20 protein-coding genes and 2 pseudogenes are annotated in these 25570 nt (G+C 72.4%); 10 read left to right on the top strand and 12 right to left on the bottom strand.

Annotated elements, in window-relative coordinates:
- Window position 1 precedes the first annotated feature (1 nt).
- The 4 genes from KBX50_RS15110 to KBX50_RS15095 all read left to right on the top strand — a co-directional run bounded on the left by KBX50_RS15110 (window position 2) and on the right by KBX50_RS15095 (window position 4448).
- Complete coding sequence (locus KBX50_RS15110; protein WP_210937672.1) at window positions 2-1282, top strand: ABC transporter permease; 1281 nt, start codon at window positions 2-4, stop codon at window positions 1280-1282.
- A gap of 162 nt (window positions 1283-1444) precedes the next feature.
- Window positions 1445-2149 (top strand): cytidine deaminase, encoded by a 705-nt coding sequence (locus KBX50_RS15105; RefSeq protein ID WP_210937671.1) that lies wholly within the window; start codon window positions 1445-1447, stop codon window positions 2147-2149.
- A gap of 231 nt (window positions 2150-2380) precedes the next feature.
- Entirely contained in the window at window positions 2381-3661 is a 1281-nt protein-coding gene (locus KBX50_RS15100) for a thymidine phosphorylase (RefSeq protein ID WP_210937670.1), read from the top strand.
- Between the two features lie 106 nt (window positions 3662-3767).
- A complete protein-coding gene (locus KBX50_RS15095; protein WP_210937669.1) occupies window positions 3768-4448 on the top strand; it encodes a DUF4272 domain-containing protein in 681 nt (226 codons plus the stop codon).
- Here the strand turns inward: KBX50_RS15095 and KBX50_RS15090 are convergent.
- Window positions 4445-5311, bottom strand: coding sequence for a putative RNA methyltransferase (locus tag KBX50_RS15090; protein WP_210937668.1), 867 nt, complete (start codon window positions 5309-5311; stop codon window positions 4445-4447). The two genes, KBX50_RS15095 and KBX50_RS15090, sit on opposite strands and share 4 nt — an antisense overlap.
- Window positions 5312-5454: 143 nt before the next feature.
- Here KBX50_RS15090 and KBX50_RS15085 point away from each other — a divergent pair, with 143 nt between their 5' ends.
- The gene (locus KBX50_RS15085; RefSeq protein WP_210937667.1) at window positions 5455-6534 is read left to right on the top strand and encodes an adenosine deaminase; all 1080 of its coding nucleotides are present in this window, start codon (window positions 5455-5457) and stop codon (window positions 6532-6534) included.
- An 18-nt stretch (window positions 6535-6552) separates the two neighbouring features.
- On the opposite strand, the gene KBX50_RS32850 is transcribed toward KBX50_RS15085, so the two are convergent.
- Window positions 6553-6924 (bottom strand): hypothetical protein, encoded by a 372-nt coding sequence (locus tag KBX50_RS32850; protein WP_232511365.1) that lies wholly within the window; start codon window positions 6922-6924, stop codon window positions 6553-6555.
- A 433-nt stretch (window positions 6925-7357) separates the two neighbouring features.
- Between KBX50_RS32850 and KBX50_RS15075 the strand changes: the two genes are divergently transcribed.
- The 4 genes from KBX50_RS15075 (at window position 7358) to KBX50_RS15060 (ending at window position 12296) form a co-directional block, all read left to right on the top strand.
- The gene (locus KBX50_RS15075) at window positions 7358-10822 is read left to right on the top strand and encodes a sensor histidine kinase (RefSeq protein ID WP_210937665.1); all 3465 of its coding nucleotides are present in this window, start codon (window positions 7358-7360) and stop codon (window positions 10820-10822) included.
- Complete coding sequence (locus tag KBX50_RS15070) at window positions 10819-11223, top strand: roadblock/LC7 domain-containing protein (protein WP_013731521.1); 405 nt, start codon at window positions 10819-10821, stop codon at window positions 11221-11223. The genes KBX50_RS15075 and KBX50_RS15070 overlap by 4 nt, the downstream gene beginning before the upstream one ends.
- Window positions 11224-11323: 100 nt before the next feature.
- A complete protein-coding gene (locus tag KBX50_RS15065; protein WP_091634396.1) occupies window positions 11324-11701 on the top strand; it encodes a DUF742 domain-containing protein in 378 nt (125 codons plus the stop codon).
- Window position 11702: 1 nt separating this feature from the next.
- On the top strand, window positions 11703-12296 hold the full coding sequence (locus KBX50_RS15060; protein WP_091260490.1) for an ATP/GTP-binding protein: 594 nt from the start codon (window positions 11703-11705) through the stop codon (window positions 12294-12296).
- Window positions 12297-12392: 96 nt separating this feature from the next.
- Here KBX50_RS15060 and KBX50_RS15055 read toward each other — a convergent pair whose 3' ends face one another.
- The 3 genes and pseudogenes from KBX50_RS15055 to KBX50_RS15045 all read right to left on the bottom strand — a co-directional run bounded on the left by KBX50_RS15055 (window position 12393) and on the right by KBX50_RS15045 (window position 17187).
- Entirely contained in the window at window positions 12393-13610 is a 1218-nt protein-coding gene (locus KBX50_RS15055) for an ABC transporter substrate-binding protein (RefSeq protein WP_210937664.1), read from the bottom strand.
- A 147-nt stretch (window positions 13611-13757) separates the two neighbouring features.
- A pseudogene (locus KBX50_RS33810) lies at window positions 13758-15074 on the bottom strand (transposase); the annotation flags it as partial.
- Between the two features lie 1069 nt (window positions 15075-16143).
- Complete coding sequence (locus KBX50_RS15045; protein WP_210937662.1) at window positions 16144-17187, bottom strand: DNA primase; 1044 nt, start codon at window positions 17185-17187, stop codon at window positions 16144-16146.
- Between the two features lie 79 nt (window positions 17188-17266).
- Here KBX50_RS15045 and KBX50_RS15040 point away from each other — a divergent pair, with 79 nt between their 5' ends.
- Window positions 17267-17608 carry a PadR family transcriptional regulator gene (locus KBX50_RS15040; RefSeq protein ID WP_210937661.1) on the top strand — a complete coding sequence of 114 codons (342 nt, stop codon included), beginning with the start codon at window positions 17267-17269 and terminating at the stop codon, window positions 17606-17608.
- A 4-nt stretch (window positions 17609-17612) separates the two neighbouring features.
- Here the strand turns inward: KBX50_RS15040 and KBX50_RS15035 are convergent, their stop codons facing one another.
- From KBX50_RS15035 to KBX50_RS15005, 7 genes and pseudogenes are all read right to left on the bottom strand, one after another.
- Window positions 17613-18284 carry a permease prefix domain 1-containing protein gene (locus KBX50_RS15035; protein ID WP_210937660.1) on the bottom strand — a complete coding sequence of 224 codons (672 nt, stop codon included), beginning with the start codon at window positions 18282-18284 and terminating at the stop codon, window positions 17613-17615.
- A 67-nt stretch (window positions 18285-18351) separates the two neighbouring features.
- Window positions 18352-20094: pseudogene (gene cydC / locus KBX50_RS15030) on the bottom strand (thiol reductant ABC exporter subunit CydC); the annotation flags it as partial.
- Window positions 20088-21761 (bottom strand): thiol reductant ABC exporter subunit CydD, encoded by a 1674-nt coding sequence (gene cydD / locus KBX50_RS15025; RefSeq protein WP_210937658.1) that lies wholly within the window; start codon window positions 21759-21761, stop codon window positions 20088-20090. The pseudogene cydC and the gene cydD, both read right to left, overlap by 7 nt.
- Window positions 21758-22765: a cytochrome d ubiquinol oxidase subunit II gene (cydB, locus tag KBX50_RS15020; RefSeq protein WP_210937657.1), complete on the bottom strand. Its 1008-nt coding sequence runs from the start codon at window positions 22763-22765 to the stop codon at window positions 21758-21760. The genes cydD and cydB overlap by 4 nt, the downstream gene beginning before the upstream one ends.
- A gap of 10 nt (window positions 22766-22775) precedes the next feature.
- The gene (locus KBX50_RS15015) at window positions 22776-24029 is read right to left on the bottom strand and encodes a cytochrome ubiquinol oxidase subunit I (protein WP_210937656.1); all 1254 of its coding nucleotides are present in this window, start codon (window positions 24027-24029) and stop codon (window positions 22776-22778) included.
- A 114-nt stretch (window positions 24030-24143) separates the two neighbouring features.
- Window positions 24144-25049, bottom strand: a complete 906-nt coding sequence (locus KBX50_RS15010; RefSeq protein ID WP_210937655.1) for a M56 family metallopeptidase — start codon at window positions 25047-25049, stop codon at window positions 24144-24146.
- A gap of 10 nt (window positions 25050-25059) precedes the next feature.
- Window positions 25060-25545 carry a BlaI/MecI/CopY family transcriptional regulator gene (locus KBX50_RS15005; protein WP_210937654.1) on the bottom strand — a complete coding sequence of 162 codons (486 nt, stop codon included), beginning with the start codon at window positions 25543-25545 and terminating at the stop codon, window positions 25060-25062.
- Window positions 25546-25570 lie beyond the last annotated feature (25 nt).

Below are 25570 nucleotides of genomic sequence, written 5' to 3'. Positions count from 1 at the left end.
CATGTCCACCACGGCTGTTCCCGACGTCGCGGTCGCGTCGGTCGACGAGGGCTTCTGGACCCGTAACCGCAAGGTCGGCCTGGTGCTGGTGGCCCTGGGCCTGCTGGCCACCGTGCTGTTCGGCGCGCTCGCCACCGGCGAGCAGGCCCGCTTCACGCTCAGCGAGGATGCCGCCGGGGCCGCGTTGGAGGTCAACGGCACCGTCGGCGCGATCGTCTTCGGCCTGATCGCGCTCGCCGCCGGCGGCGCGATGCTCGCCGGGCTGCCGAAGCGCTGGTTCGTCCCGGTGCTCGCCGTCGGCCTGGTCGCCTTCGTGCTGTCGTTCCTGTGTTGGCAGGTCTCCGCCGCACCGACCGGGCAGAACTTCATGCCGCTTGTCAACATCGTGCGGGGCACCTTCCTGCTCGCCCTGCCGCTGATCTTCGGCTCGCTGGCCGGCGTGCTCTGCGAGCGCTCCGGCGTGGTCAACGTCGCCATCGAGGGGCAACTGCTGATGGGTGCCTTCAGCGGCGCGTTGTTCGGCAGCATCTCCGGCAGTGTCTGGGTGGGACTCGTCGCCGCCGCCATCGGCGGCTCGCTCATCTCGCTGCTGTTGGCCGTGTTCAGCATCCGCTACCTGGTCGACCAGGTGGTCATGGGCATCGTGCTGAACCTGCTGGCGGTCGGCATCACCGGCTTCCTCTACGAGCGGCTGATGCAGACCGACGCCGCGCGGTACAACAGCGCACCGCGGTTCAGCAACTGGGAGATCCCGCTGCTGTCGGACATTCCGCTGCTCGGACCGGCGCTGTTCCGGGGCAACATCTTCCTCTACCTCGCCCTGCTCCTGGTGCTCGTGATCCACATCGCGTTGTTCCGGACCCGGTGGGGCCTGCGGACCCGGTCGGTCGGTGAGCACCCGACGGCGGCGGACACCCTGGGCGTACGGGTGCTCGGTCTGCGCTACCGCAACGTGATCATGGCCGGTGCCGTCGCCGGCATCGGTGGCGCCTCCTACACGCTGGCGCTCTTCTCGTTCACCAAGAACATGATCGGTGGCAAGGGCTTCATCGCCCTGGCGGCACTGATCTTCGGCCGGTGGAGCCCGACCGGCGCGCTGCTCGCCGCGCTCTTCTTCGGGTTCGCCGACCAGCTGGCCACCTACCTCAGCGCGATCAACAGTGTGATTCCGGGCCAGTTCCTGGCCATGCTGCCCTACCTGGCGACGATTCTGGCCGTGGCCGGGCTGGTCGGTCGGGTACGAGCACCGGCCGCCGACGGCAAGCCGTACATCAAGGGTTGACCGCGCATGATCCACACAACTTTCCTGATGTTGCTGCCTCGGCCGGAGACCGGAGTTGAGGCAGCAACATCCCGGAAACTGTGCGGATCTTGGGAGCGTGATCCAATGCCGTGGGTGGCATCGCGTTGAAGCTGGTCAGCAGCCATGCGGCACAATGTTGGCATGAGTGAGGTCGACTGGGAGCGGCTGCGGGCCGCCGCGACCGAGGTGATGCGGCACGCGTACGTGCCGTACTCGAAGTTTCCGGTCGGAGCCGCGGCGCTTGTCGACGACGGCCGGGTCGTGGTCGGCTGCAACGTCGAGAACGCGGCGTACGGCGTGGTGCTCTGCGCCGAGTGCGGGGTGGTCTCCTCACTGCACGCCACCGGCGGCGGTCGGATCGTCGCGCTGTCCTGCGTCGACGCCACCGGCGAACCGCTGATGCCGTGCGGGCGCTGCCGGCAGTTGCTCTGGGAGCAGGGCGGGCCGGAATGTCTCGTCGAAGCCAAGGGCGGCCCGCTGCGGATGGCCGAACTGCTGCCGCACGCCTTCGACGTGGCCGACATCGAGGCGGTCACCGGGGAGCGGCCGGTGCCGGTGGTGCCCGACCGGTTGGCCGCCTGGCGTGGCCGGGGCACCGTCTTCGTGCACCCGGACCTGTCGGACGGCCAGCAGGTCTGGACGGCCTACTGGGAGCGCTCGGCCGGTGACGACGCGGGTGCCGAGACCGGGGTGCTGGAGGAGGGGCCGAGCTGGGACGACCCGGCGGAGGCGATCGGCTGGGGGTTGGCGCGTACGCCCCGGGTGGTGGTGGTCGACGCGTCCGGCACGATCTTCTGGGCCGGTGAGGGCGAGCCGCCGTCGGAGATCCCGGTTCGCTGGGGTTGATCTTGTCGCGGGTTGCGGTTGGGGCCGGGGCCGACCGTGCGACCGCGGTTGCGGTTGGGGCCGGGGGCCTGCCGTACCCGGCTCCGGGCGGTCAGGCTTGATCCCTCCGCCGGGCACGGCAGGCCCCCGGCCCGTCGTGGTCACCGGCCGCGTGGCGGTGAGGGCAATTTCGTCCCTCGATGGGCACGGTGCGGGAATCTTGCATTGCAGACGACTAGGAAAGATCTTTTGATGAGTGGTTTTGCGGCGGTTGATGTCATTCGGGTCAAGCGGGACGGCGGAGTGCTCTCCGACGGGCAGATCGACTGGGTGGTGGACGCGTACACCCGGGGGGTGGTGGCCGACGAGCAGATGTCGGCGCTGGCCATGGCGATCCTGCTGAACGGAATGACCGGCCCGGAGATCGCCCGCTGGACGGCCGCGATGATCGCCAGTGGCGAACGGCTCGACCTGTCCTCGGTGACCCGGCCGACCGTCGACAAGCACTCGACCGGCGGGGTCGGTGACAAGATCACTCTGCCACTCACCCCGCTGGTCGCGGCCTGCGGCGCCGCGGTTCCGCAACTGTCCGGGCGGGGCCTCGGCCACACCGGCGGCACGCTTGACAAACTGGAGTCGATCCCGGGCTGGCGGGCGGCGCTGAGCAACGAGGAGTTCACCGCCCAACTGCGGGACGTCGGCGCGGTGATCTGCGCTGCCGGCTCCGGTCTCGCCCCGGCCGACCGCAAGCTCTACGCGCTGCGTGACGTCACCGGCACCGTCGAGGCCATCCCGCTGATCGCCAGCTCCATCATGAGCAAGAAGATCGCCGAGGGGACCGGCGCGCTGGTGCTGGACGTGAAGGTGGGCTCCGGCGCGTTCATGAAGTCGGTCGACGACGCCCGGGAGCTGGCCCGCACCATGGTGGAGCTGGGTGGCGCCCACGGGGTGAAGACCGTCGCCCTGCTCACCGACATGTCCACCCCGCTGGGTCGGGCGATCGGCAACGGCATCGAGGTGACCGAGTCGGTGGAGGTGCTCGCCGGCGGTGGGCCGGCGGACGTGGTGGAGCTGACCCTGGCGCTGGCCCGGGAGATGCTCGACGCGGCCGGGCTGCCCGATGCCGACCCCGCCGCCGCCCTGCGCGACGGACGGGCGATGGACGTCTGGCGGTCGATGATCCAGGCACAGGGCGGGAACCCGGACGCTCCGATGCCCAGGGCACCTGAGGTCGAGGTGGTCCGCGCCGACACGGACGGTCACGTCGCGGCGGTCGACGCGTACGCCATGGGGGTGGCCGCGTGGCGGCTCGGCGCGGGTCGGGCGCGCAAGGAGGACCCGGTCAGCGTGCCGGCCGGCGTGCTGCTGCACAAGCGTCCCGGCGACCCGGTACGCGCCGGGGAACCCCTCTACGAGCTGCGGGCCGAACGGGCGGAGCTGCTCCCGGCGGCGTTGGCGGAGGCCGCCCCGGCGGTGACCGTCGCCGCCCGGCCACCCGCCGCGGTGCCGCTGGTCATCGAACGCGTCGAGTGACGAAACCCCGGTCCCGGCCATGGTGTCGGAGCGTGAGGGCCGCTATTCTCGCAGGCCAGGGGGGACCGTCGGCGCCGAGACATCGTGATCAGACAGGGATGTTGCCGTGATCGTGCCTGCCCCCGACCCCCGCGAGGTGCGTGAGGCGAGCCTGGACGAGCTGTCCCGGTTGCGGCTGCCGTTGCCCCCGCCGCAGTTTCCGCTGGTCTGGGAGCCGGGCGATGACATCGAGCTGCGGCCGACGGCGGAGATCGAGGCGCGGATCGCGGTGCTGCACCTGATCCTGGCCCGGTGCTTCGGCATGCCGCCCCAGGCCGCGATGAGCTGGCTGCTCGCCTCGCACCTGGTGGAGATGGTCACTCCACCGGAGTTCCAGTTCGTCACCGGAGCCAAGGGCGACCACCGCTCCTTCGTGCTGCACCATGACGCTCTGTTCTCGCTGGCCTGGGTGCTCGGCCTGACCAAGCAGCTGGATCCCACCATGCCGGCCGACGACCGGCTGGTGGAGCGGCTGCCGCACATCGCCGAGGGGGAGACCTTCCGGCGGTGGCGGTCCCGGATCCTGGCCGCGCCGCAACATCCGGCGGACGCGGCTGCCCTGCTCGACCTGCACTACTGCCTGGACTGGTCATACCTGGAGGTGAGCCGTGCCGGCCGGAGTCTGCCGGGGCTGGTGGACGCCAACGCGATCGGTCAGCGGCGGTGGGCGCTGGAGTGGGCGGTGATCCTGCGTGGGCCGTACCACGACGAGCCCCCGGGCTGGGAAGAGGTCGACCTCTCGACCTAAGGGCGGTACGTCCCGAGCCGCACCGCGACGGTCACCCGGACCGGCTCGCCGAGCGTTTCGATCCGGGCGGCCAGCCCCGCCGGATCGGTGTGCCAGGCGCTCGGACCCATGCCGACCAGGGTGGCGACCTCCGGGCCGGAGAGCGTCAGCTCCTGCCGGTGCACGGTCGTCGACTCCTCGGTGAAGTGCCCGGCCAGGCTGGCCGCCACCCGGTCCGCCTTGGCCGGATCGACCCGCAGCAGGCCGAGTGCGGTGACCAGTTCGGTGAGGTGGTCGGCGGCCGGGGTCACCACCAGCAGCCGCCCGCCCGGGGCGAGTACCCGGCGGAACTCGGCGCCATTCCGGGGTGCGAAGACGTTCAGCAGCAGCGCTGTCGAGGCGTCCGCCAGCGGTAGTCGCTGCCAGGTGTCGGCCAGCGCGGCGGTGACCCGCGGGTGGGAGCGGGTGGCCCGACGGAGCGCCGGCTTGGAGATGTCCAGCGCGAGACCGACGGCCGCGGGCACGGCCGCCAGCACTGCGGCGAGGTGCCGGCCGGTACCCGCGCCCGCGTCCACCACCAGCGGGTACGCGTCGGAGCCACCCGGGTCGGCGGCGGCGAGGGCGGTGTCGGCGGCGGCCGCCAGGGCGGCGGAGATGACGTCGTAGTGACCGGCGGACAGGAAGTCCGCCCGGGCGGTGACCATCTCGGCGGTGTCACCGCTGTGCGGGGCGCGGCCGGTGAGCAGGTTGACGTAGCCCTGCCGGGCGATGTCGAAGCTGTGTCGGCGCGGGCACCGCAACGCCCGGGATCCACCGGTGACGACCTCGGCGAGCGGGTCCTGGCAGACGGGGCAACGCAGCCGCGCCACGACGCGGGAAGGCATCACGGCTGTCTCACGCGTCGAGTCTAGGGCGTGCATCGGAGCCATCCTGGCCGACGGAGGGCCTCGAACACGCCCTGCGCGGGCACCCGGCCGGACGCGCGGACTAGGGTCGGGAGCATGGGCTGTGAGCGGGGCGAGGGGCGATGAGCACGGATATCGGGTACGAGGACATCGTCAGGGCTCCGAAGGCGTTGTTGCACGATCACCTGGACGGCGGCCTGCGCCCCGCGACGATCGTCGACCTGGCCGCGGAAATCGGTCATGAACTGCCCACCACCGACCCGGCGGAGCTGGGGCGCTGGTTCGTGGCGGCGGCCGACTCCGGCTCCCTGGAGCGCTACCTGGAGACCTTCGCGCACACCGTCGCCGTGATGCAGACCGCCGCCGCGCTGCGTCGGGTGGCCCGGGAGTGTGCCCTCGACCTGGCCGCCGACGGGGTGGTCTACGCCGAGGTCCGGTTCGCTCCGGAGCAGCACCTGGAGCAGGACCTGACCCTCGACGAGGTGGTCGAGGCGGTGCTGGCCGGTTTCGTGGAGGGCAGCACGCTCGCGGCCGAGGCCGGCACACCGATCCGGGTGGGCACGCTGCTCACCGCGATGCGGCACGCGGCTCGTTCGCAGGAGATCGCCGAGTTGGCCGTACGGCACCGCGACCACGGCGTGGTGGGCTTCGACATCGCCGGTGCGGAGGCGGGTTTCCCACCCACCCGGCACCTGGACGCCTTCGAATACCTCCAGCGGGAGAACTTCCACTTCACCATCCACGCCGGTGAGGCGTTCGGACTGCCCTCCATCTGGCAGGCGATCCAGTGGTGTGGCGCCGACCGCCTCGGCCACGGAGTCCGCATCGTCGACGACATCACCCCCGGCCCGCAGCCCCAACTCGGCCGGTTGGCCGCGTACGTGCGGGACAAGCGGATCCCGCTTGAGCTGTGCCCGTCGTCGAACGTGCAGACCGGTGCCGCCGCGTCCATCGCGGAGCATCCGATCGGACTGCTGCGGGATCTGCGTTTCCGGGTGACCGTCAACACCGACAACCGGTTGATGAGCGGCACCTCGATGTCCCGGGAGATGGCGCTGCTGGTCGACGCGTTCGGCTACGGCTGGCGCGAGCTTCAGTGGTTCACGATCAATGCGATGAAGTCCGCCTTCATCCCCTTCGACGAGCGGCTACGGATCATCGACGAGGTGATCAAGCCGGCGTACGCGAAGCTGTTGGGCTGACCGACGTCCGGTCGGCGGTCAGCCGATCTGCGGCGGGTGGCCGGCGGCGAGCAGACCGGCCACCCGGCGCAGCACATCCCGGCCACGGGCGGCCTCCGCACCGAGGCCGGTCTGCCGACGCAGCACGGCCGGCTCCGCGCGCAGCAGCGCCAGGCCGCGCAGCAGCAGGACCCGTGGGCCTTTTCGCTGCTCGGCGAGATCCCGGGCCAGCCGACGGAGGAAGGTCGCGCTGCGCGGCCGGCGCAGGGCGTACGCCCCGGCGAGGAGCCCGCGTCGCCGACACTCCCCGACGATCTCGGCGGCGAAGATCCCTTCGGCTACGAAAAGTGGCGAACTGGCCAGCTCGAAGCGCCGAGTGGCTACCCGGCGATCCTCATTGATGGCATACACCGGCACGTCCGCCCGGCCGTGTCGGACCAATTGGTCAATAACCTCCACCGCTGCTTCGGCGTCCCACGAATCGGGCGACTCCCAATCGATCTGACCGTTCCGTATCGGTAACGTTGGGTCATCGCCATCCTTGTAGAAATCGTCCAAACAGAGCACTGGCAGCCCGGTTTGCTGCGCTATATACGACTTTCCGGAGCCGGAGGGGCCGGCGAGAAGGACGACTCGGTGCGGGTTGCTCATTACTTCAAGTAACTCCGAACAGACGGACCGCGATCAAATTGCATCAACATCTCATCACACCTCCGGCTGCGGCCAACCTGGGCTTTCTCTTTCCGTGGCGGCGTGATGGAATCTCGGATGGTCCGACCCGCCGGGTCGGCTGCTGGGCGTTGTCCGGGGGCAACGCGGACGCTGCAATCACGAGGGCGGTGACGTGAGCAAACGGCCGAAGACGGCAGGTTCTCTCCTGTCGCGTCTACGCCGGCCGGCAGGTCGGCTCCGCGACATGCCGATCTGGTCCAAGCTCGGTCTCATCATGATCGTGCCGACCATCGCCACGGTCGTCGTGGGTACCAGCGGTCTGGTCGACCACCTGGACGCGCTCGACGACGCCAACCGGGCCGGCGACCTCGCCGAACTCATCAGTCACTCCGGTGGCCTGGTGGACGGGCTGCAGGACGAACGGACCGCGGCGGTGCTGCTGCTGGGCCTGGACCCGGAGACGGCCACCGCGGCGCAGAAGGAGGCGGCGGCCACCCGCTACAACGACGTCTCGTCGCGGGTCGACCAGGAGAAGGCCCCCTACTCGCAGCAGCGGTCCGACCTCAGCGATCTGCCGGTCAGCCTGAACGGGCTGCTCGAGCAGATCGACGAGGGTCTCGGTGACCTGCCCGGCGCCCGCAGCCAGGTGTTGAACGGCAAGTTCCGGATCACCGACGCGATCCAGTCGTACGACGAGCTGATCAATCAGCTGCTCACCGTTCGCGACTCGGCCAGCCAGCTGGCCGGTGACAACGACCTGAGCGACCGGATGCGGGCCGCCGCCGCGGTGGCCCGGGAGAAGGAGTGGCTCTCCGTCCGCCGGGTGGTCGTGCACCGGGCGCTGATCCTGGGCGGCATGAGCTCGACCCTGCGGACCGACTACATCTCCAGCGAGACCGGTCAGCAGCAGGCGCAGCAGAGCTTCGACGCGGTGGCCACCGAGGCGGAGGCCGAGTTCCACGCCCAGACCATCGGCGGCGGTGACCGCCGGCAGGCCACGATCTACATCAGCCAGGTCAACGCCGACAACTCGCAGAACCTCGCCGGCATCTCGTTCACCCCTGAGCAGTGGGACGACGCGCTGGTCGCCAACGGCCAACTGATCCGCTCGGTCGAGTCGAAGTTCGACTCCGACGTGGTGGAGCAGGCCGGCGAGCTGCGCTCCGAGGTGCAGCGCACGGTGTTCCTGGAGACCGGCCTGCTGCTCACGATGCTGCTGCTGGCCATCTTCCTGGCGTTCCTGGTGGCCCGCTCGATGGCCCGCTCGCTGCGTGAGCTGCGTCAGGGTGCGCTCTCCATCGCCCAGTACGGGCTGCCCCAGGCCGTGGCCCGACTGCGCGACCCGCAGGTCACCGGACAGCTCTCGCCGGTGCAGCTGGCCAACCAGATCGCCGAGCCGCTGCCGGTACGCAGCAAGGACGAGTTCGGCCAGGTGACCGAGGCGTTCAACGCGGTCCACCTGGAGGCGGTCCGTACCGCGGCCGAGCAGGCCGCGCTGCGGTCGTCGGTCGCGACGATGTTCGTCAACCTGGCCCGCCGGTCGCAGATCCTGGTCGACCGGCTGATCGGCCACCTCGACCGGCTGGAACGCGGCGAGGAGGACCCGGACCGGCTGGCGGAGCTGTTCCAGCTGGACCACCTCGCCACCCGGATGCGCCGCAACGACGAGAACCTGCTGGTCCTCGCCGGCGCCGACTCGACCCGCGTGCAGCGCGAGCCGGCCGCACTGATCGACGTGCTGCGGGCCGCCCAGTCCGAGGTCGAGCACTACACCCGGATCGAGTTCGGGGTGATCGACCGGGACATCGAGGTCGCCGCACACGCGGTCAACGATCTCGTCCACCTCGTCGCCGAGCTGTTCGACAACGCGACCGCCTTCTCGCCGCCGGACTCTCAGGTGCTGGTGGAGGCTCGCCGGGTCGGCGACCGTGCTTCGCTGTACGTCGAGGACCGAGGTATCGGCATCAGCGGCGAGCAGCTGGCCGAGCTGAACGAGCGACTGGCCACGCCGCCGCAGGTGGACGTCGCCGTCTCCCGGATGATGGGCCTGGTCGTGGTCGCCCGCCTGTCCTCCCGGCACGGCGTCAAGGTCGAGCTGCGGCCTGGCGGCGACCGGGGCACCGTCGCCGAGGTCACGCTGCCGCCCACCGTGCTGGTGCCTCGGGCACTGTCCGGCCGGGGGCAGCAGCCTCCCGCACTGCCGGCCGCAGCCGGCCCGTCGTCCGGGCCGACCCCGGCGTTCGGCGCGCTGGCCGCGCTCGGCAACGGCGCTCACCCACCGGCCCCGCCCGCCGCGCGTACCCCGGGCGGCTCGGGTAACCAGGTGACCCTCGGCGGTCGGCCCTTCGACCCGGCCAGCCGTAACGGCTCCGGCACGCCGACCACCGTGGGCAGCGGCGGCAACCTGCCCGCCTGGTCCGATCTGACCGGTGCCAGCGGCACCAGCAACGGCAACGGCTTCGCGCCGCTCACCTCGAACGGTCACCCGATCGATCCGCTGCCGCAGCGCCGGTCCACCGACGAGCCGCATGGTCAGCCACCGGCCATCCCGCGTCAGCTGCCGAGCAGCCCCGAGACCGGTTCGTACGCCCCGCCGGCGGTTTCGGCGCCGCCGGTGCCCCCGGTGTCGTCGCCCCCGGTCTCCGGCACGCCGTACTCGGCCCCGCCGGTCTCGGCGGCCCCGGTCTCCGGTCACCCCGTGTCGGGCTCGCCCGTCTCGACTCCGCCCGGTGGTCCGCTGCCGCAGCGGCCCGTCTCGGCAGCGCCCAGCGCGGGTGCGTCCTCGGCACCCCCGGCCTGGCCGCCGGTCGCCGGGGAGCCGGCCGCACCGCCCGTGCCCGAGCGGCTGGCCGCCGCCCTGGACATGACCACCGAACTGCCGCGGGTGCAGCGTCAGACCCCGGCAGGCCGACCCGCTCCCGCGCAGAACCAGCCGACCGCCCCCACGCCGCCGCAGGCCCAGAACCGGCAGCGGTACGCCGACGAGACGATGGAACTGCCGATCTTCCGGGAGCTGGAGTCGGCGTGGTTCCGCACCCGTCGGCCGGGTCCGGAGGAGTCTGCGGGCGCGCGTCAGTCCGCCACGGCCGCCGCGACGACCCAGCAGCTCTCCACGGTCGACGTCGTCAATCGGCCGGCCCAGCAGCAGACCCCGACCGGGACGACAGGTAACGCACCGATGGCACCAAAGACTCCGACGGGGGCGGGCGCTTCCGGCGGGAACGGCGCGGCAGCGAGTGGCGGGCCCCGGCCCGGCGCTGCCGACAGCGCGCCCTCGCACCGCCCGACACCTCAGGAGAACATGTGGCGGACCGCGGCCGACGACGGTTGGCGCGCGGCCAGTGCCGCCAGCCAGGCGCCGGCGGCCGGCACCACCGAGACCGGGCTGCCGAAGCGTACGCCGATGGCACAGCTCGTGCCGGGGGCGGTGGAGAAGCCCACCACCTCGGTGCAGCGTCGTAACCCGGAATCGGTACGCGGTCTGCTGTCCGCCTACCACCGGGGTGTCCAACGGGGACGTAGTCACCCCTCGGACAGCAACCCGACCGGCCCGGACGGAACTCCGGGCGGGCAGCAATCCTCGCAGTCTGGCTCTGGCCCGGTGGCCGGGAGCGGGCAGAAGGAGCAAGAAGGATGACTAGTACGCAGGATCTCGGTTGGCTGCTGGCCAACTTCGCCGATCGGGTACCCGGTGTCGCGCATGCGGTCGCCGTCTCCGCGGACGGCCTGCTCCTGGCGTCGTCCCGAGACCTCCCCCGGGACCGGGCGGACCAGCTGGCGGCGATCGCCTCCGGCCTGGTCAGCCTGACCCAGGGTGCGGCCCGTTGCTTCGAGGGAGGCGCCGTCCTGCAGACGGTGGTCGAGATGGACAATGGCTTCCTGTTCCTGATGTCGATTTCCGACGGCTCGTCGTTCGCGGTGCTCGCCGCGCGTAGTTGCGACGTGGGACAGGTCGGTTACGAAATGGCCCTGCTCGTTGACCGGGTGGGCGACGCCCTGACCCCGCAGCCGCGTACGGCTGTGGGGATGATGGGCTGATCGTCGCGCCGGCCGGTGGGGGCAGGCGAGGCGACAACATTGCATACGACGGGTAGCACCGGTCCAACCGGTGCCGGGTACGAAGGAGGTGAGCGGCAACATGGCTGATCGTGACGAGCCGACCGGCGCGCTGGTCCGTCCATACGCCGTGACCCGCGGTCGTACCCGTCCCCGCCTCGACATCGCCCTGGAGGCGCTTGTCGAGACGACGGTGCGCGGTCGGGCCGCTGCCACTGGCAATGGTGGCCAAGGCCGTGAGCACCAGTACATCGCCGCGCTGTGTGACGGACGCGTGCAGTCGCTCGCGGAGATCGCGGCGCGGATGCAGCTTCCGCTCGGCGTGGCCCGGGTGCTCATCGCCGACATGGCGACGGACGGCCTGGTCGCGGTCCACGAGCCGACCATCCTGGACGACTCGGACGACGCGGTGGGCACTGAATTGCTGGAGAGGGTGCTGAGTGGACTTCGCAGGCTCTGACATGTCGCACCGGCCGCCGGCCCCGAGCGGGCGCGTGACGTCGGCGAAGATCGTTATCGCCGGTGGATTCGGCGTCGGTAAGACGACGCTGGTCGGCTCGGTCTCGGAGATCACGCCGCTGACCACCGAGGCCATCATGACCTCCGCCGGAGTCGGCGTCGACGACACCCGGCAGGTGCCGGGCAAGACGACGACCACGGTGGCCATGGACTTCGGCCGCATCTCGATCGATCGTGACCTGATCCTGTACCTGTTCGGTACGCCGGGTCAGACCCGTTTCTGGTTCATGTGGGATGAGCTGGTGCGGGGTGCGATCGGCGCGGTCGTGCTGGTGGACACCCGCCGGCTGGCCGACTGCTTCGCGGCGATCGATTTCTTCGAGCACCGGCGGCTGCCGTACCTGGTGGCCATCAACTGCTTCGACGGGATGCAGTACCACGATCCGCAGGACGTCCGGGATGCGCTCGCCATCTCCAGCGACGTGCCGGTGGTGGCCTGCGACGCCCGGAACCGGGAGTCGACGAAGCACGTACTGATCTCGCTGGTCGAGTACGTGCTCACGATGCGTCGCTCCCGGGCCGTCGCGCCCGCCTGACGTTCGGCACCAGCGTCCGGTGACGGCCACCGCCGACACCGGGCGCTGGTTGGTGCCCCGGTGACGTGGGTGGGTGCCCCAGGGCACCCACCGTCGTCAGCTGAGCCGGTTCCAGGCACCGCCGTCGACGCGGTACGCCCCGAGGGAGTGGCGGTCCATGCCGCTGTGCCGGATCGGCGTGAACGAGTACATCCCGGCCAGGCCATCGGTGACCTGGTTCTGCAGGTACGCCCGTAGCCGACCACGGTCCACGCTGTCGGCCAACCGGGCCGCCGTGCTGATGAGCAGCAGCGCGTCGGAGGCGTACGGGGCGAAGCCACGGTAGGCGCCGTGCGCGCGGATGTACGCCGAGACGAGGTCGCGGTAGGCGCGCCCGGCGGCGCTGCTGTTGGCGATGGTGGAGCCGCCCAGCGAGGACGGGTGGACCGCGTAGGAGCCCTCGACGGCGGGCAGATTGGGACGGTCCAGAGTCTCCTCGGCCACCGCCCCGGCGTCGAAGAACAACTCGCCGTCATGTCCGGCCGCGCGTAGTGCCCGTGCGGCGGCACCGGAATGGGGTGCGGTGGCCCAGACCACCACACCGTCCGCGCCGGCCGCGACGGCCTGCTCGGCGGCGCGGGCCATGCCGGCCCTGCCGGCCGGCAGCCGTACAGTGCGAGCCAGACCGACCTCTGCGGTGCGCAGCGCGCCTCGCATGGCCCGGACACCCGAGTCGCCGTGCAGCCCGTCCTCGGCCAGCACCACGACCCGGCGTAGTCCTTCGGAGCTGATCAGCTGGGCGAGCCGCCGCGCCACGTCGCCAGCGTCCGGGGTGACCTTGTAGACGTAGGCCCGCTGGGCCAGCGGCACGGCGATGGAGTCGCCGAACGCCAACGACACGAACGGCAGCCGGAGCTTCTGCGCCACCCCGATGACCGACATGGAGGTCTCCGCCAGGGTGGCACCGAGCAGGGCGTGCACGTCGTCCCGGCGGCCGAGCTCGGTCGCCTGCCGGGCGGCCAGTCGGGGGTCGCTGCGGTTGTCCAGCACCTCGACGCGTACCGTCCGGCGGAGGTTGCCGACCGCCACGCCCTTTTCGTTGAGGGCCGCCGCACTGATGGCCAGCGCCCGTTGTTGGAGCACGCCCAGCGCCGCACCGGGGCCGCTCAGCTCCAGCGTGGCACCGACGACCAACTCATGACCGGGGGTGGGCCGGGCGACGGCGTCCTCCCGTCCGCCGTCGCGCCCGCAGGCGCTCAGCAGCAGGGTGCTCGCCGCCGCAGCCAGTACGCCGCGTCGAGTGACCACGGATGGGCCGGTTACCGGTGTCGCCATGAGTCGCCTTCCCGCCCGGCGAACTGCCGCCGGATGTTTCGCGGGTATGCTCCCGGCCCTGCCGACCCGACGTCAAATTATCCGGGTGTGGGCAGAAACACGCAGGTGAACGGCCTTGGGCAGCCCACCGGCAGCACTGCGCGCGGGTCAGGAACGGTAGCCGGCGGAGCGGTACTCGTACTCCCGGTCGTCGTCGCGATCACCTGTGTCGCGGCTGAAGTCCCAGCCGCCGGCCGATTCCCGCCCGGGACGCCCGCCGACCGCGAACCCGCCGATCTCCTGCCCCCGACGCCAGCCACGGAAGTATCCGGTGGTGTTCTCGGCCAGGCTGGCGGCGTCACGCACTATCCGCAGCGGGCGCTCCTCCCGTAGCGGCGAGCCGGGCACCAGATTGGCCTGCGGTACGCGCTTGGGCAGCCCCGCGTTCGTCTCGGCCCCCACTGCGGGACGGGCCGCCTGCTCGGCGGCCTGCCAACCGGTGTCGGCCGTGGTCGACCAGTCCAGGTCGGCCTCTTCGCCGTGCCCCACGAACCAGGCGGAACGGGCCTGCGCGAAGATCAGCAGATCGCCGTCGCCCTCGTCGGAGACCGGCGGCGGCCGGTGCTCGACCGGCGGTTCCGCCGGACGGCGGGCCGGTAGCTCCAGTCGCTCGTCCCCCCGGTTGCCGCGTTCGGCGCCGCTGCGGTCGACGAGCCGTAGCGGCGGCGTCTCCGGCGGCGGCTGGGTGCCGTTGCGCAACGCCCGGTCGGCCAGCGGCGGCGGCTCGACCAGCCGCAGCACGGGCGGTTCCGGCGGCAGGTCGTCGGCGAGCCACGGCGGAGTGACCCGGCGGTCTGCACCCTGGTTGCTGGGAGGCTCCGGAGCACCGCGCCGACCACGGTCGTCGTACGAACCGACGACCGGATTGCGGGGCGAGGTGTCGGCCGGGTTCTCCGGGTTGTTGACCAGAGGCCAGTTCGAGCGGGATCCCGGGGGAGCGGTCTTCTCCTGCTCGGGGCGGGGCGCCGGCACCGGAACGCTGAGGTCGGTGGCGCTGAATCCGCCGGTCGGCGTCGGTGGCTCGCCGTTCGTCTTCGGCCGGGGCGGAATGACGGTGCGCTGGCGCTCGGCGCGGGCGTTGTTGATCGCCGCCGTGGTGAGGGTCGGCCGGAACGGCTCCCCCGCTTCGGCGGGCGGGATCGAGCCGCGCTGCGTCGGCGCGATCGGCGTGATGCCGGGCGGCGGCGGTGGCGGCGCGGAGATCGGCCGGTTGGTCGGGCCGTCCACCCGGGACGGGTGCGACTCGGCCCGCGACGGCGAGGCGGGCGGGCCGGCCACGGCGGCCGGCGTCACCGGCGCGGGCGCGACCGGTGGGGGAGTCATCGGCGCGGGTGCCACCGGCGGGGGGCCGAGTGGACGCGGAGCGGCCGGCTGGGCGTTGCCCGGCACCGGCTCCGGCCGGCTGCGACGGCCACCGGCCGGCTCGGGGCCGCCGGGGCGCACCGACCGCAGGCCGGTCTGGGTGCCGGGAGTGCTCGCCGACAGTTCGCCGACCTGTTCGCCGCGTCGCGCGGCGGCTCGCCGGCCGGACGCCGCCGTTGGTCCGGCGGTACGGGCGCGCAGCGCACCGACGAGCGCCTCGCAGCCGGCGTCGCAGGCGCGGACCGAGGCGACCGCCTGTCGGATGGTCTCCGCGGCGGCTGAGGTGAGGGCCCGGTTGACGGTGGCCCGCCGTGGGGTCTCGGAGATGGCGACGCGTAGCGCGGTGACTGCCTCGTCGATCGCCTCCGCGTCGCCTGCCCCTTCGGCGGTGAGTTGAGCGGTGACGGCGTCCGCGGTGACCGCGGCGTCGCGGCCCCGGCCGGCCGCGTCGGTAAGCATGCCCGGCTCGGGCAGCGCGTCCAGTACGGCCAGCGGGATCGACTCGGCCGGGTCGGGGTAGGCGCGCAACGCGGCCGGGTAGAGCTCGCGGAGCACCTCGCGCAGCGCGACCGCGGCGGAGTGCCGACCGCTGGCCAGCGCGGCGTGTGCGGCGAGGACCTGCTTGTACCCGGCGAGTTCACGGGGAGCCGGCAGGGTCACCGCCGACAGTGCCCCGGCCTGCAACGCCCGGGCGAGACCGACGGCCCGCCGGACGGCCGGCGGCGATTGCATCTCCTCCAGCGAGTCGTCGTCGGCGAACCGTTCGGCGAAGTCGTCGACCGAGTCGTCGTCGGCGATCGCCAGCGGGCGACCGGCGGCACTGAGCAGAGAGGTGATGGTGTGGTCGTCGCTGTCGGCGGCTATCGCCGCACCGCTCGGCCCGCCCGAGCGTTCCACGAGCAGCGTGACCAGCCGGGCGTAGCCCGTCGGGTCGTCGCCGATCTCGCAGACATGCAGCAGACGGCCTGCGTCGTCGACCACAGCGGACGTCAGCGCCGATCCGGTCGAGACCGGTCGGTCGGCCGGGTCCGCCGAGGTCAGACCGCAGTACACGCGCACGAGCGCCACGGCGTCGTCCTCCTCCCGGGACACAGGGCTTTCTCTGCCAGAGACTGATGCTCCCTGGTGCGGGTCAGTCGCGCCAGTCCACGACCGCAGAGATCTTTCCGACAATGGTCCGCCAACCCAAACTTGCGGTTTGTGCCCCGATTTTCTTCAGCCTACGCCGTCCCATGAAGCCGCCGATGCCGCCGCCGACCGATGCCCGTAGCGCCTCGTCCAGGTCGTCGAGACTGGAGCCGGTGGAGAGCATGTCCAGCACCGCCGGCAGTCGCAGGGCGTACGCCAGGTCGCGGGCGACCTCGCCGGCCTCGATGAGCAGCGTCGGGTCCCAGGTGTCGTGCCCGCCGCGGAGGTTCTCCACCACGAGGTCGAGTTCGTAGACGTCATCGTCCAGCGGCGCGATGTCGGCCGGTTCCACCCGTTCGGACAGTTCATCCCAACTGTCCAGCTGAGACAGATCGTTGGGTGCGCCGGAACGGACGAAACTGACAAGCGACTCGGGCGTCTTGAACAGCAGCAGCCGACCCTTGTGGGTCAGGAAGACCGGCACCTCCTCGTCACCGGCCTCGTCGGCGGTGACCTCGTCGGCGTCTTCCTTCCCGTCCTCGGCGGCGTCGCCGCGCTGCGCCTGCTTCTCCTCGTCCTCGCTCTCGGCGAACTCGCGGGCGACGTCCTCGTCGAGGATGACGACGTCACCCTCCTCCTCGTCGTCGCTCTCGGTCGGGCCGACCTGTCGACGGGCAAGGAAGGGGTCGTCGGCGTCGCGCTCGGCAACGTCGGTCGGGGTCAGCTCACGGGCCGACCGGTACGCGCGCAGGGTGAAGCCGGTGCCGGCCGGCAGGGCGATCTCCACCGGATCGATCCGCAGCTCGTCCCAGAGTGCGCGGTTCGCGGTCTCCGCCGCGGCGACGTCGGGCGCGGCGTCGGCCGGCTCGGCGACGTCCGGCTCGGCGACGTCCGGCTCGGCGACGTCCGGCTCGCTGGTGCCGGTCGTGTCATCGAGCTCGGGCTCGTCGGCGTCCGGCCGTTGGGGCGACTGGCGTGCCACGGTGACCTCCGTGTGCGTCGGGCTACCACCCCCGGCGCTGATGCCGGTGAGTGACTCTGGGCACATACCCTAGTTGGCTGCGCTCGGTAACCGCTGGCCGCACCCCGATGGCTCGCCACGCGGATAACAAGTAGCGTGTCTACGCATGAACGCCCAGGCGCTGCACGGACACCTCGACGCCCTGCTCCTGGCCGTGCTGGAGCAGGGGGCCCGGCACGGCTACGCGATCATCGAGGCCCTGCGGGCGCGCAGTGACGGTCGGCTCGACCTGCCCACCGGCACCGTCTACCCGGCGCTGCGACGGCTAGAGCGGGCCGGACACGTGGTCAGCGCGTGGAGCACCGTCAACGGGCGGGAACGGCGGACCTACGAGCTGACCGACTCCGGGCGGCGGGCGCTGGCCGACCAGCGGTCGGGGTGGCGTGAGTTCAGTTCGACGGTCGGCCGCTTCCTGGACCCGGGCACCACACCCACCCCGGCGGGCTGACCCGTCAGCGAGCGGCCAGCAGCCAGGTGCGGGCAGCGCTGCCCAGCCACACGTGGGCGGCGCCGCCGACGGCCATGCCGATGATCATCGGTGGCCAGGTCAGGGCCGCGTCCCACAGCACGATCGACCAGGTGAACAGCCCGGCCCCGGCCACCGCGCCCAGCAGAGCGGTCCCGGTCAGCGCGACACCGGCGCTGCGCGCCAGCGCGGTCAGTGCGGGACGCGCCGAGCGGGCGGTGGCCCCGACCAGCACGAGTCCGGCCAGACCGAGCAGGAACGCACCCGCCCAGATCCACTCCACCGACTGCGACAACAGCAGGTAACCGGAGGGCGGTCGCGGTCCGCTGCTCCAGCTTGATCCTCGCCAGCTCAGGTCACCTGCGATCGAGCCGGTCGCGGCGATTGCGACCACTCGCAGAGACAACCCGCGCAGCGCGGCCACCGCGAGTTCGGCCTGGTAGGCCGGGGCAAGCTGATCCGGCGTACCGAAATCGGCGACCGCCTGGCGCGACGCCTCACCCGCCGGCAGGCCGCTGTCCCGGTACGCCTCGGCGGCGTCGAGCAGCCCGTGCCGCGCCTCGGTGATCAGATCGGCCCGCAGCCGGCGTGGCCCACGGAGCCGGCCGGCGAGCTGCCGCAGGTGCTCCTCGACCAACACGTCATCCCTGACCGGCATGGCCCCAACCCTGCCATGTCCGCTGGCGTCCGGGCCTCGGGGACATCCCGGAGGCGGCCCCGACGGATCAGCCCGACAGCGCGAGGTAGCCGTGCTCGGCGGCCTGCTGCAACACCCACTGCTCCCGGTACCAGCCGGGCGTCGCCACGAGCGCCGCGTGTCGGCCCCGCTGCACGACCCGGCCGGCGTCCAGCACCACGATCTCGTCGAGTTCGGCGAGGCCGCTGAGCCGGTGGGTGATCAGCAGCACCGAGTGCCCGACGGTCGCGGCCAACGCGCTGGCCAGCACCTGGTCGGCGGCGGTCGGGTCGAGGCCCTCCGTGGGTTCGTCGAGCACCAGGACGCCCGGCGCGGCGAGCAGGGCGCGGGCCAGCGCGAGACGCTGCCGTTGACCACCGGAGAGCTGTCCGCCCTCCTCGCCGACGACCGTGTCCCAGCCGTCCGGCTGGGCCCGGACCCAGTCCGCCAGCCCGGCGGCGGTGGCGGCGGTGAGCAGCGCGTCCTCGTCCGCATTCGGCCGACCGAGCAGCATGTTGTCCCGGACGGTGGCGTGGAAGACGTACGCCTCGGCGAGCAACCCCCCGACCAGGTAGGGCAACTCCTGGGACGGGTACGCCGACACGTCCCGCCCGTTCAGGGTGACCCGCCCGGCGGTGGGGGGAACCGCGCCGGTCAGCACGGCGGCCAGGGTGCTCTTGCCCGCGCCACTCGGACCGACGACCGCGACCCGCCGTCCGGGTGGCAGCTCCAGGTCGACGCCGTCGAGCGCGGCGGGAGCACCGACCCGGTATCGAACCGTCACCGCTTCGAACCGGGCCGTCGGGGCCGGGTCGACCGCAGGAGCGCTGATGGAGGTCCCCGGGGCCTCGGAGCCGGCGTCGCCAGGTGCCAGGAGCTGGGCGACCCGGGCCAGGCCGGACCGCAGCCCGGTCCATTGACGGGCCGCGCCGACCAGCGCGAGGGCGATCTCCACGGCGGCCAGCGTGCCGACGGCCAGGACGCCGACCAGCACCCCGTCCACACCGGCGCCGAGGGCCACGTACACCACCGTCCCGGCGGTCAGGCCCGCCACCAGCACCCCGGCCGCGTCGACGGCGAAGCCGAGCGCCGCGAGTCGCCGCTCCAGCCGCGCCAGTCGGCGGGCCCGCCGCCCGGCAGCCGCCAGCGCGTCCGAGGTCGCCCCGAAGGCGGCCAGGTCGGCGGCACCGTGGGTGAGATCGACCGCGTCGGTGGCGAGCGCTCCGCGCAGGGGCGCCACCTCCGCGGCGGCCCGTCGGGTCAGCGCGGTCGCCAACGCCGGCAGGGCAACGGCGGCCACCAGCAGCCCGACGGCGAGCGCGAGCGCGGCCGGCAGCGAAACCAGGGCGGTCAGCCCGACGGCCAGTACGCTCACCAGCCCGGCCGCCGCAGCCGGCACGAGCACCCGCAGCAGCAGGTCCTGTACCGCGTCCACGTCGGACACCAGTCGGCTCAGCGCGTCCCCACTGCGGGGCGGGGCGCCGCGCCGCGTCGCCAGCGTGTCGAAGACCCGGGCCCGGACGTCGGTTACCAGACGCAGCACCGCGTCGTGCCCGGCCAGGCGTTCGGTGTAACGCAGCACGCCCCGGCTCACCGCCAGCGCCCGTACCGCCACGATCGCCACGGTGAGCCGATCCAGCGGGGGCTGACCGGCGGCGGTCATCAGCAGCCAGGTCGCGGTCGCCATCAGGGCAAGCCCGGCGAACTCGGTGGCCGCGGCGAGCAGCCCGGCACCGATCAGGCGTCTCAGGTACGGCCGGGCCAGCCGCAGCACGATCCGCTCGCTCATGGGCGCTCACCGGCCGGTACCGGAGTCAGTTCGGTGACCCGCCCGTCCTCGACCCGCAGAATGCGGTCGACGTCGGTGAGCAGCGCTGGTCGGTGGGCCACCAGGAGGGCGGTACGGCCGGCGACCAGCTTGCGGGTGGCCGACAGCACCACCGCCTCGGCGGCGGCGTCGAGGCGCGCGGTGGGCTCGTCGAGCAGCACCACCGGCGCGTCCCGCAGGAAGGCCCGGGCCAGCGCCACCCGTTGCCGCTGGCCGCTGGACAGGCCGTACCCGCGCTCGCCGAGCACTGTGTCCAGCCCGTCGGGCAGGGTGGCGACCACCTCGTCCAGCGCGGCGGCATGGACCGCGGCGGCGAGGGCGGTGGGCGTGGCCTCGGGGGTGCCGAGCCGGATGTTGTCGGCCAGCGACGCCGCGAACAGATGCGCCCTTTGCGGCACCCACGCCACCTGTCGCCGCCAGCCGTCCAGGTCGATCTCGGTCAGGTCGATCCCGCCGACGGTGACCCGGCCGTCGGTCGGGCGCACGAAGCCGAGCAACAGGTTGAGCAGGGTGCTCTTGCCGGCGCCGCTCGGTCCGATGATCGCGATGCGCTCGCCGGGCCGGATGGTAAGCGTCACGTCGCGCAGCGCCGTGGTGCGCTCGTACGCCACCGTCACCGATTCGAAGCGGATCTCGGCTGGTCCGTCCGGTCGCGCGCCCGCTCGACCCGCCGGTGCCGGCGGTGCCGAGCCGGAGAGGGTGAGCGCCTCGTCCAGCGCGGTGAGCCCTTCCATGCTGGCATGGAAGCGGCTGCCGGCCGCGCGCAGCGGCAGGTACGCCTCCGGGGTCAGCAGCAGCACCAGCAGCGCGGTCTGGAGGGCCAGCCCGCCGCCGAGCAGCCGGATGCCGACCGGTACGGCGACCAGCGCCACCGACAGGGTGGCGACGAGTTCGAGCACCAGCGCGGAGAGGAAGGCGATCCGCAGCGTCTTCATGGTGGCGATCCGGTGCCCGTCGGCCATCCGCCGTACCGCGTCGGTCTGCGCCCGGGCCCGACCGAACGCGCGCAGTGTGGGTAGCCCGGCCACCATGTCCAGGAAGTGCCCGCCGAGCAGGGAAAGCCGCCGCCACTGGCGCTCGGTGGCGGCCTGGGCCTGCCAGCCGAGCAGCGCCCCGAAGATCGGAATGAGCGGCAGCGTCAGCGCGATGATCACCGCCGAACTCCAGTCGGCGAAGAGGACTCGGCCCAGCACCGCGACCGGCACGGTCACGCTCAGCACGAGTTGTGGCAGGTAGCCGGTGAAGTAGGCGTCGAGTGCGTCCAGACCCCGACCGGCGAGCGTGGCCAGTTGGCCGGCTCGCTGTCCGGCCACCCAGCCGGGTCCGTGTTGGGCGACGGCTCCCAGCAGGTCGGCGCGCAGCGCCGCCTTGACCGTGGCGGCCACCCGCGCGGACACCGCGCCCTGCGCCCAGACCACCAGCGAGCGGGCCGCGACCGCGGCCAGCAGCCCGACCAGCGCGGCGCGGTCCAGTTGCCCGGTGAAGGCCGTGGCCAGCAGCACGGCCAGGGCGGTCGCCTGCGCCACGACCAGCCCGGCGGCGAGTACGCCGAGCAGCGCGAGCAGGGCGAGGTCGCGTCGGGCAGCAGGAACCCGGCGCAGCAGCCGCGGGTCGAAGGGGCGGCGGTTCACCAGTACACCGGTGCCCTGCCGTCGGTTCGTCCTCGAAAAATCCACCAGCACATCGCCTGGAAGCCTAGTAGGGCCGGCAGCAGCGGAACCGCCAGCCAGCCCAGCAGCCGCAGGGTGGGACCACTGGCGGCCGCGTCGGTCACCGTCAGTGATGCGCTCGGTTCCACGGTCGACACCAGCACGTACGGCCAGAGCGTCACCCCGACCAGCAGCACCGGTAGCGCGAGCGCCGTCGCGGTGGCGGCGAAGGCCACGCCGGGCCGTCGCCGCCCGAGCGCCACCCGCGCCGCCAGCAGGGCCGCCACCAGCAACAGCGCCAGCAGTACGCCGACCGCGGGGCGCTGCGCGGCGGTGCGTACCCGGTCGGAGAACAGAGCGACGACGGCGGCTGCGCCGACCGCGACGATCGCGGTGAGGAGCAGACGGCGCGCCAGCGGACGGAGCCGGTCACTTTCCACGGTGGGTAGCCGGAGGGTGAGGAAGGTCGCACCGTGCGCCACGACCAGTGCCAGCACGGCCAGCCCAGTGGCGGCGGCGAACGGGGTGAACAGGTGCGTCACCCCGGCCACGTGTCCATCGGCCCGCAGCGGTACCCCCTGGAGCAGTCCGGCGAGCACCACGCCCCAACCGAGCGCGGCGAGCAGGCTGCCGATCACGATCACCCGCTCCCACGCGGTTCGGGCCGATCTGCCGCCCGGCCGGCTGCGCAGCTGCACCCCGGCGGTCACCAGGATCACCCCGGCGAGCGCGGCGGCCACCGCCGGGTAGCTGCCGGCGAGCAGTTCGCCCTCCAGCACGGGGAACGCGCCGAACAGGATGCCGACGGCGGCGACCAGCCACACCTCGTTGCCGAGGAAGAACGGACCGACCGCGTTGAGGGCGGCGCGTCGGCGCGGCGCGTCGGCACCCCGGGCGAGCAGCAGGCCGACGCCGTAGTCGTAGCCGCCGAGCACCAGATAGCCAGCGAAGAAGAGGCCGAGCAGGGCGTACCAGGCGAGTTCCATCTCCGGCTCCTCAGGCGAACGCGGGTTCGGGGCGGGGGTCGTCGGCCGGCGGTTGGGCCGGCGGGCGGCCGAGAGCGGGGTCGCCAGCACCCCGAGCGGCGTGCCGGGCGAGCAGCGTCCAGTTGGTGACGGCGAGCGTGCCGAGCAGCAGGGTGAAGCCGATCAGCGAGGTCGCCATCAACCACGGACTGATCGGCGAGACCGCCTGGTCCACCGGCAGCAGCCCGTACGCCACCCAGGGGTGGCGGCCGACCTCGCGGGCGATCCAGCCGAGGATCAGCGCCACGAACGGCAGGGGCAGGGTGAGCATGATCAGCCAGAGCGGGAACCGGAGGCGGATGATCCAGTCCCGCCAGAGCAGCGGGACGAGCAGCCAGAGCAGGCCGAGGGCGAAACCGATGAGGATCATGAAGCCGAGCCCGACGTTGGCCAGCGTGGGTGGCAGGTAGTCGCCGGGGCCGAACCTGGCGGTCCAGTCGGCGATCAGCGCGTCGGCTTCGGGGTTGCCCCCGAACTTGGTGGGTTGTACGCCGCCCACCGGCCCGAACTGGGCGAAGCCGAACCCCTGCACGAGGGTGATCGCCAGCGCGGCGGTGACCAGCCCGATCCGCAGCGAGGTGCGGAACAGCGCGTGGTCGGTGGTGCGCCGGTTGAGGTGCCAGGCGCTGACCGCCGCCATCAGCAGGCCGCCGGTGAGCAGCGCCGCCGACACCACGTGCCCGAGCGCCATCCACAGGGCCGGGTTGGTCAGCAGTGCCGCGAAGCCGGTCAGGTGGGCCACGCCGTCGCGTACCTCGTAGCCGACCGGGTTCTGCAACCAGGAGTTGGCCACCATGATCCAGAAAGCCGAGGCGTACGCGGTGATCGCGACTCCGTAGAGCAGTGCGAGATGCGCGCCGCGACGTAGCCGGTGCCAGCCGAAGATCCACATGCCGAGGAAGGTTGACTCCAGGAAGAAGGCGACCAGGGTCTCGATCGCCAGCGGCGCGCCGAAGACGTTGCCGGCGTAGCGCGACAGCCCGCTCCAGTTCAGCCCGAACTGGAACTCCATCACGATGCCGGTGGCGATGCCGAGCACGTAGTTGATCACGTAGAGCTGACCCCAGAATCGGGTCAGCCGCTCCCAGCGCTGGTTGCCGGTCACCACCCAGGCGGTCTGCATCCCGACCAGCAGGGTGACCAGGCCGAGCGTGACAGCCACGAAGAGGAAGTGGATCGAGGCGGTCGTGGCGAACTGTAGGCGGGCGAGGAGCAGGGTGTCCATGTCGGCTCTCCCGGGGCGGACGTCGATGCGGATAGGAAGGCTACACGTAGCGAAGCTACATATAGGTCCGCAATGCGAGCCGGGCCGGCATGATCAGGGTTAGTTCAGGGTCCGTCAGCTGAGGAAGAGCGAGACGGGCAGGGCGGCCACGGTCGTGGTCACGGACAGTGCAAAGGCACCGAGCAGCCGAGGCGGGCGTGCGGTGACCAGCAGCCGCTGCACCCGTACGTCCAGATCCCGGTCGCCCATGCCGAGCGCGCCGGCCGGCGTGATCCGGTTCCCGGCGGCGGCGAACCGGCGCAGCGCACCGGCCAGCGGGGCCTCGGCGTGCAGCTCGCGGGCCTTGTCATCGGCGCGCATCTCGACCAGCAGCGAAACCCGCTCGTGTGCCTCCCGGACCCAGCGGAACCAGGGCAGCGCCCGACAGAGCGCGGTGAACGGCAGCAGCACCAGATCGTGCCGCTCCTGCGCGTGCGCCCGCTCGTGGGTCAGCACCGCCGCCAACTCGGCCCGGTCGAGCAGGCTGAGGGTGCCGGCGCTGACCACCACCCGGGGCTTGACCCCCGGAAGGCAGTACGCTGCCGCACCCGGATGGTCGAGCACCAGCGCGCCCGGCACGGTCGGATCCCGTCGGGCGACCAGGGTGAGCAGCTCCCGGTGCCGACGCTGAGCGCGTACCGCGCCGTGGATGCTGCGTACCGTCGTGGTCAGCAGCACCGCCCCGATGCCGAGACCGACGCCGACCAGCCCCAGGTGCACGGCACCGAGACCGGCCGGCAGGGTGCCGTGCCAAAGGTCGTCAGCGAGCGTCAGCAGTGCACTGCCGGTGCCCCGCTGGTACGGGGCGAGACCCAGCGCGATCGGCAGACCCATCGCGGAGAGACCGACCCCCAGACCGATCGCCTGCCAGCACAGGATCGCCACCCGAGGGCTGCGCCACGTCCAGGTGGAGCGGGCCAGCACCTGGGCGAGCAGCCAGCACGCGACCATCGAGGCGGCGAAGTGCAGGGTGTGCGCCACGGCCTCGCCCCTACCGTTCCGCGGCCTCGTCGGCCAGGCCGGCGCGCGACGACCGGTCTGGTGGCGACTCGACCCGGTCGGACAGCCCGCGGTCCGGGCTGTCCGCCACCTGCCCAGGTGTGTCGGACGCCAACCCGGCCTGTGCCGAGAGCGCGGCGCGCAGCACGTCGGCCTCGGTGCCGGTCACCGAACGGGCGAATCGGACCAGCGCCGCGTCCCGACTGCCGCCCAGATCGAGCGCATCGAGCATGAGCTGGGCGATGTACGCCTCACGGCTGGCCGCGGCACGGTAACGCCACGCCCGCCCTTCCCGCTCGCGCTGCACCATGCCCTTACCGGCCAGCCGGTCCAGCACGGTCATCACCGTGGTGTACGCCAACTCGCGTCCGTCCAGCGCCTCGGCCACCTCGCGCACGGTGACACCATCCGACGTGGCGGGAACCGTGTCCCACAGCACGTCCATCACCGCACGCTCAAGATCCCCCAGCCGAGTCACCCCGCAATCCTACCCCCCGTAGTAG

Source organism: Micromonospora sp. C51 (genome assembly GCF_018070435.1).
GTDB classification, from domain to species: Bacteria; Actinomycetota; Actinomycetes; order Mycobacteriales; family Micromonosporaceae; genus Micromonospora; species Micromonospora sediminimaris.
Note: the sequence above shows the minus strand (reverse complement) of the source record. Positions and strands in the feature narration are given on the sequence as shown.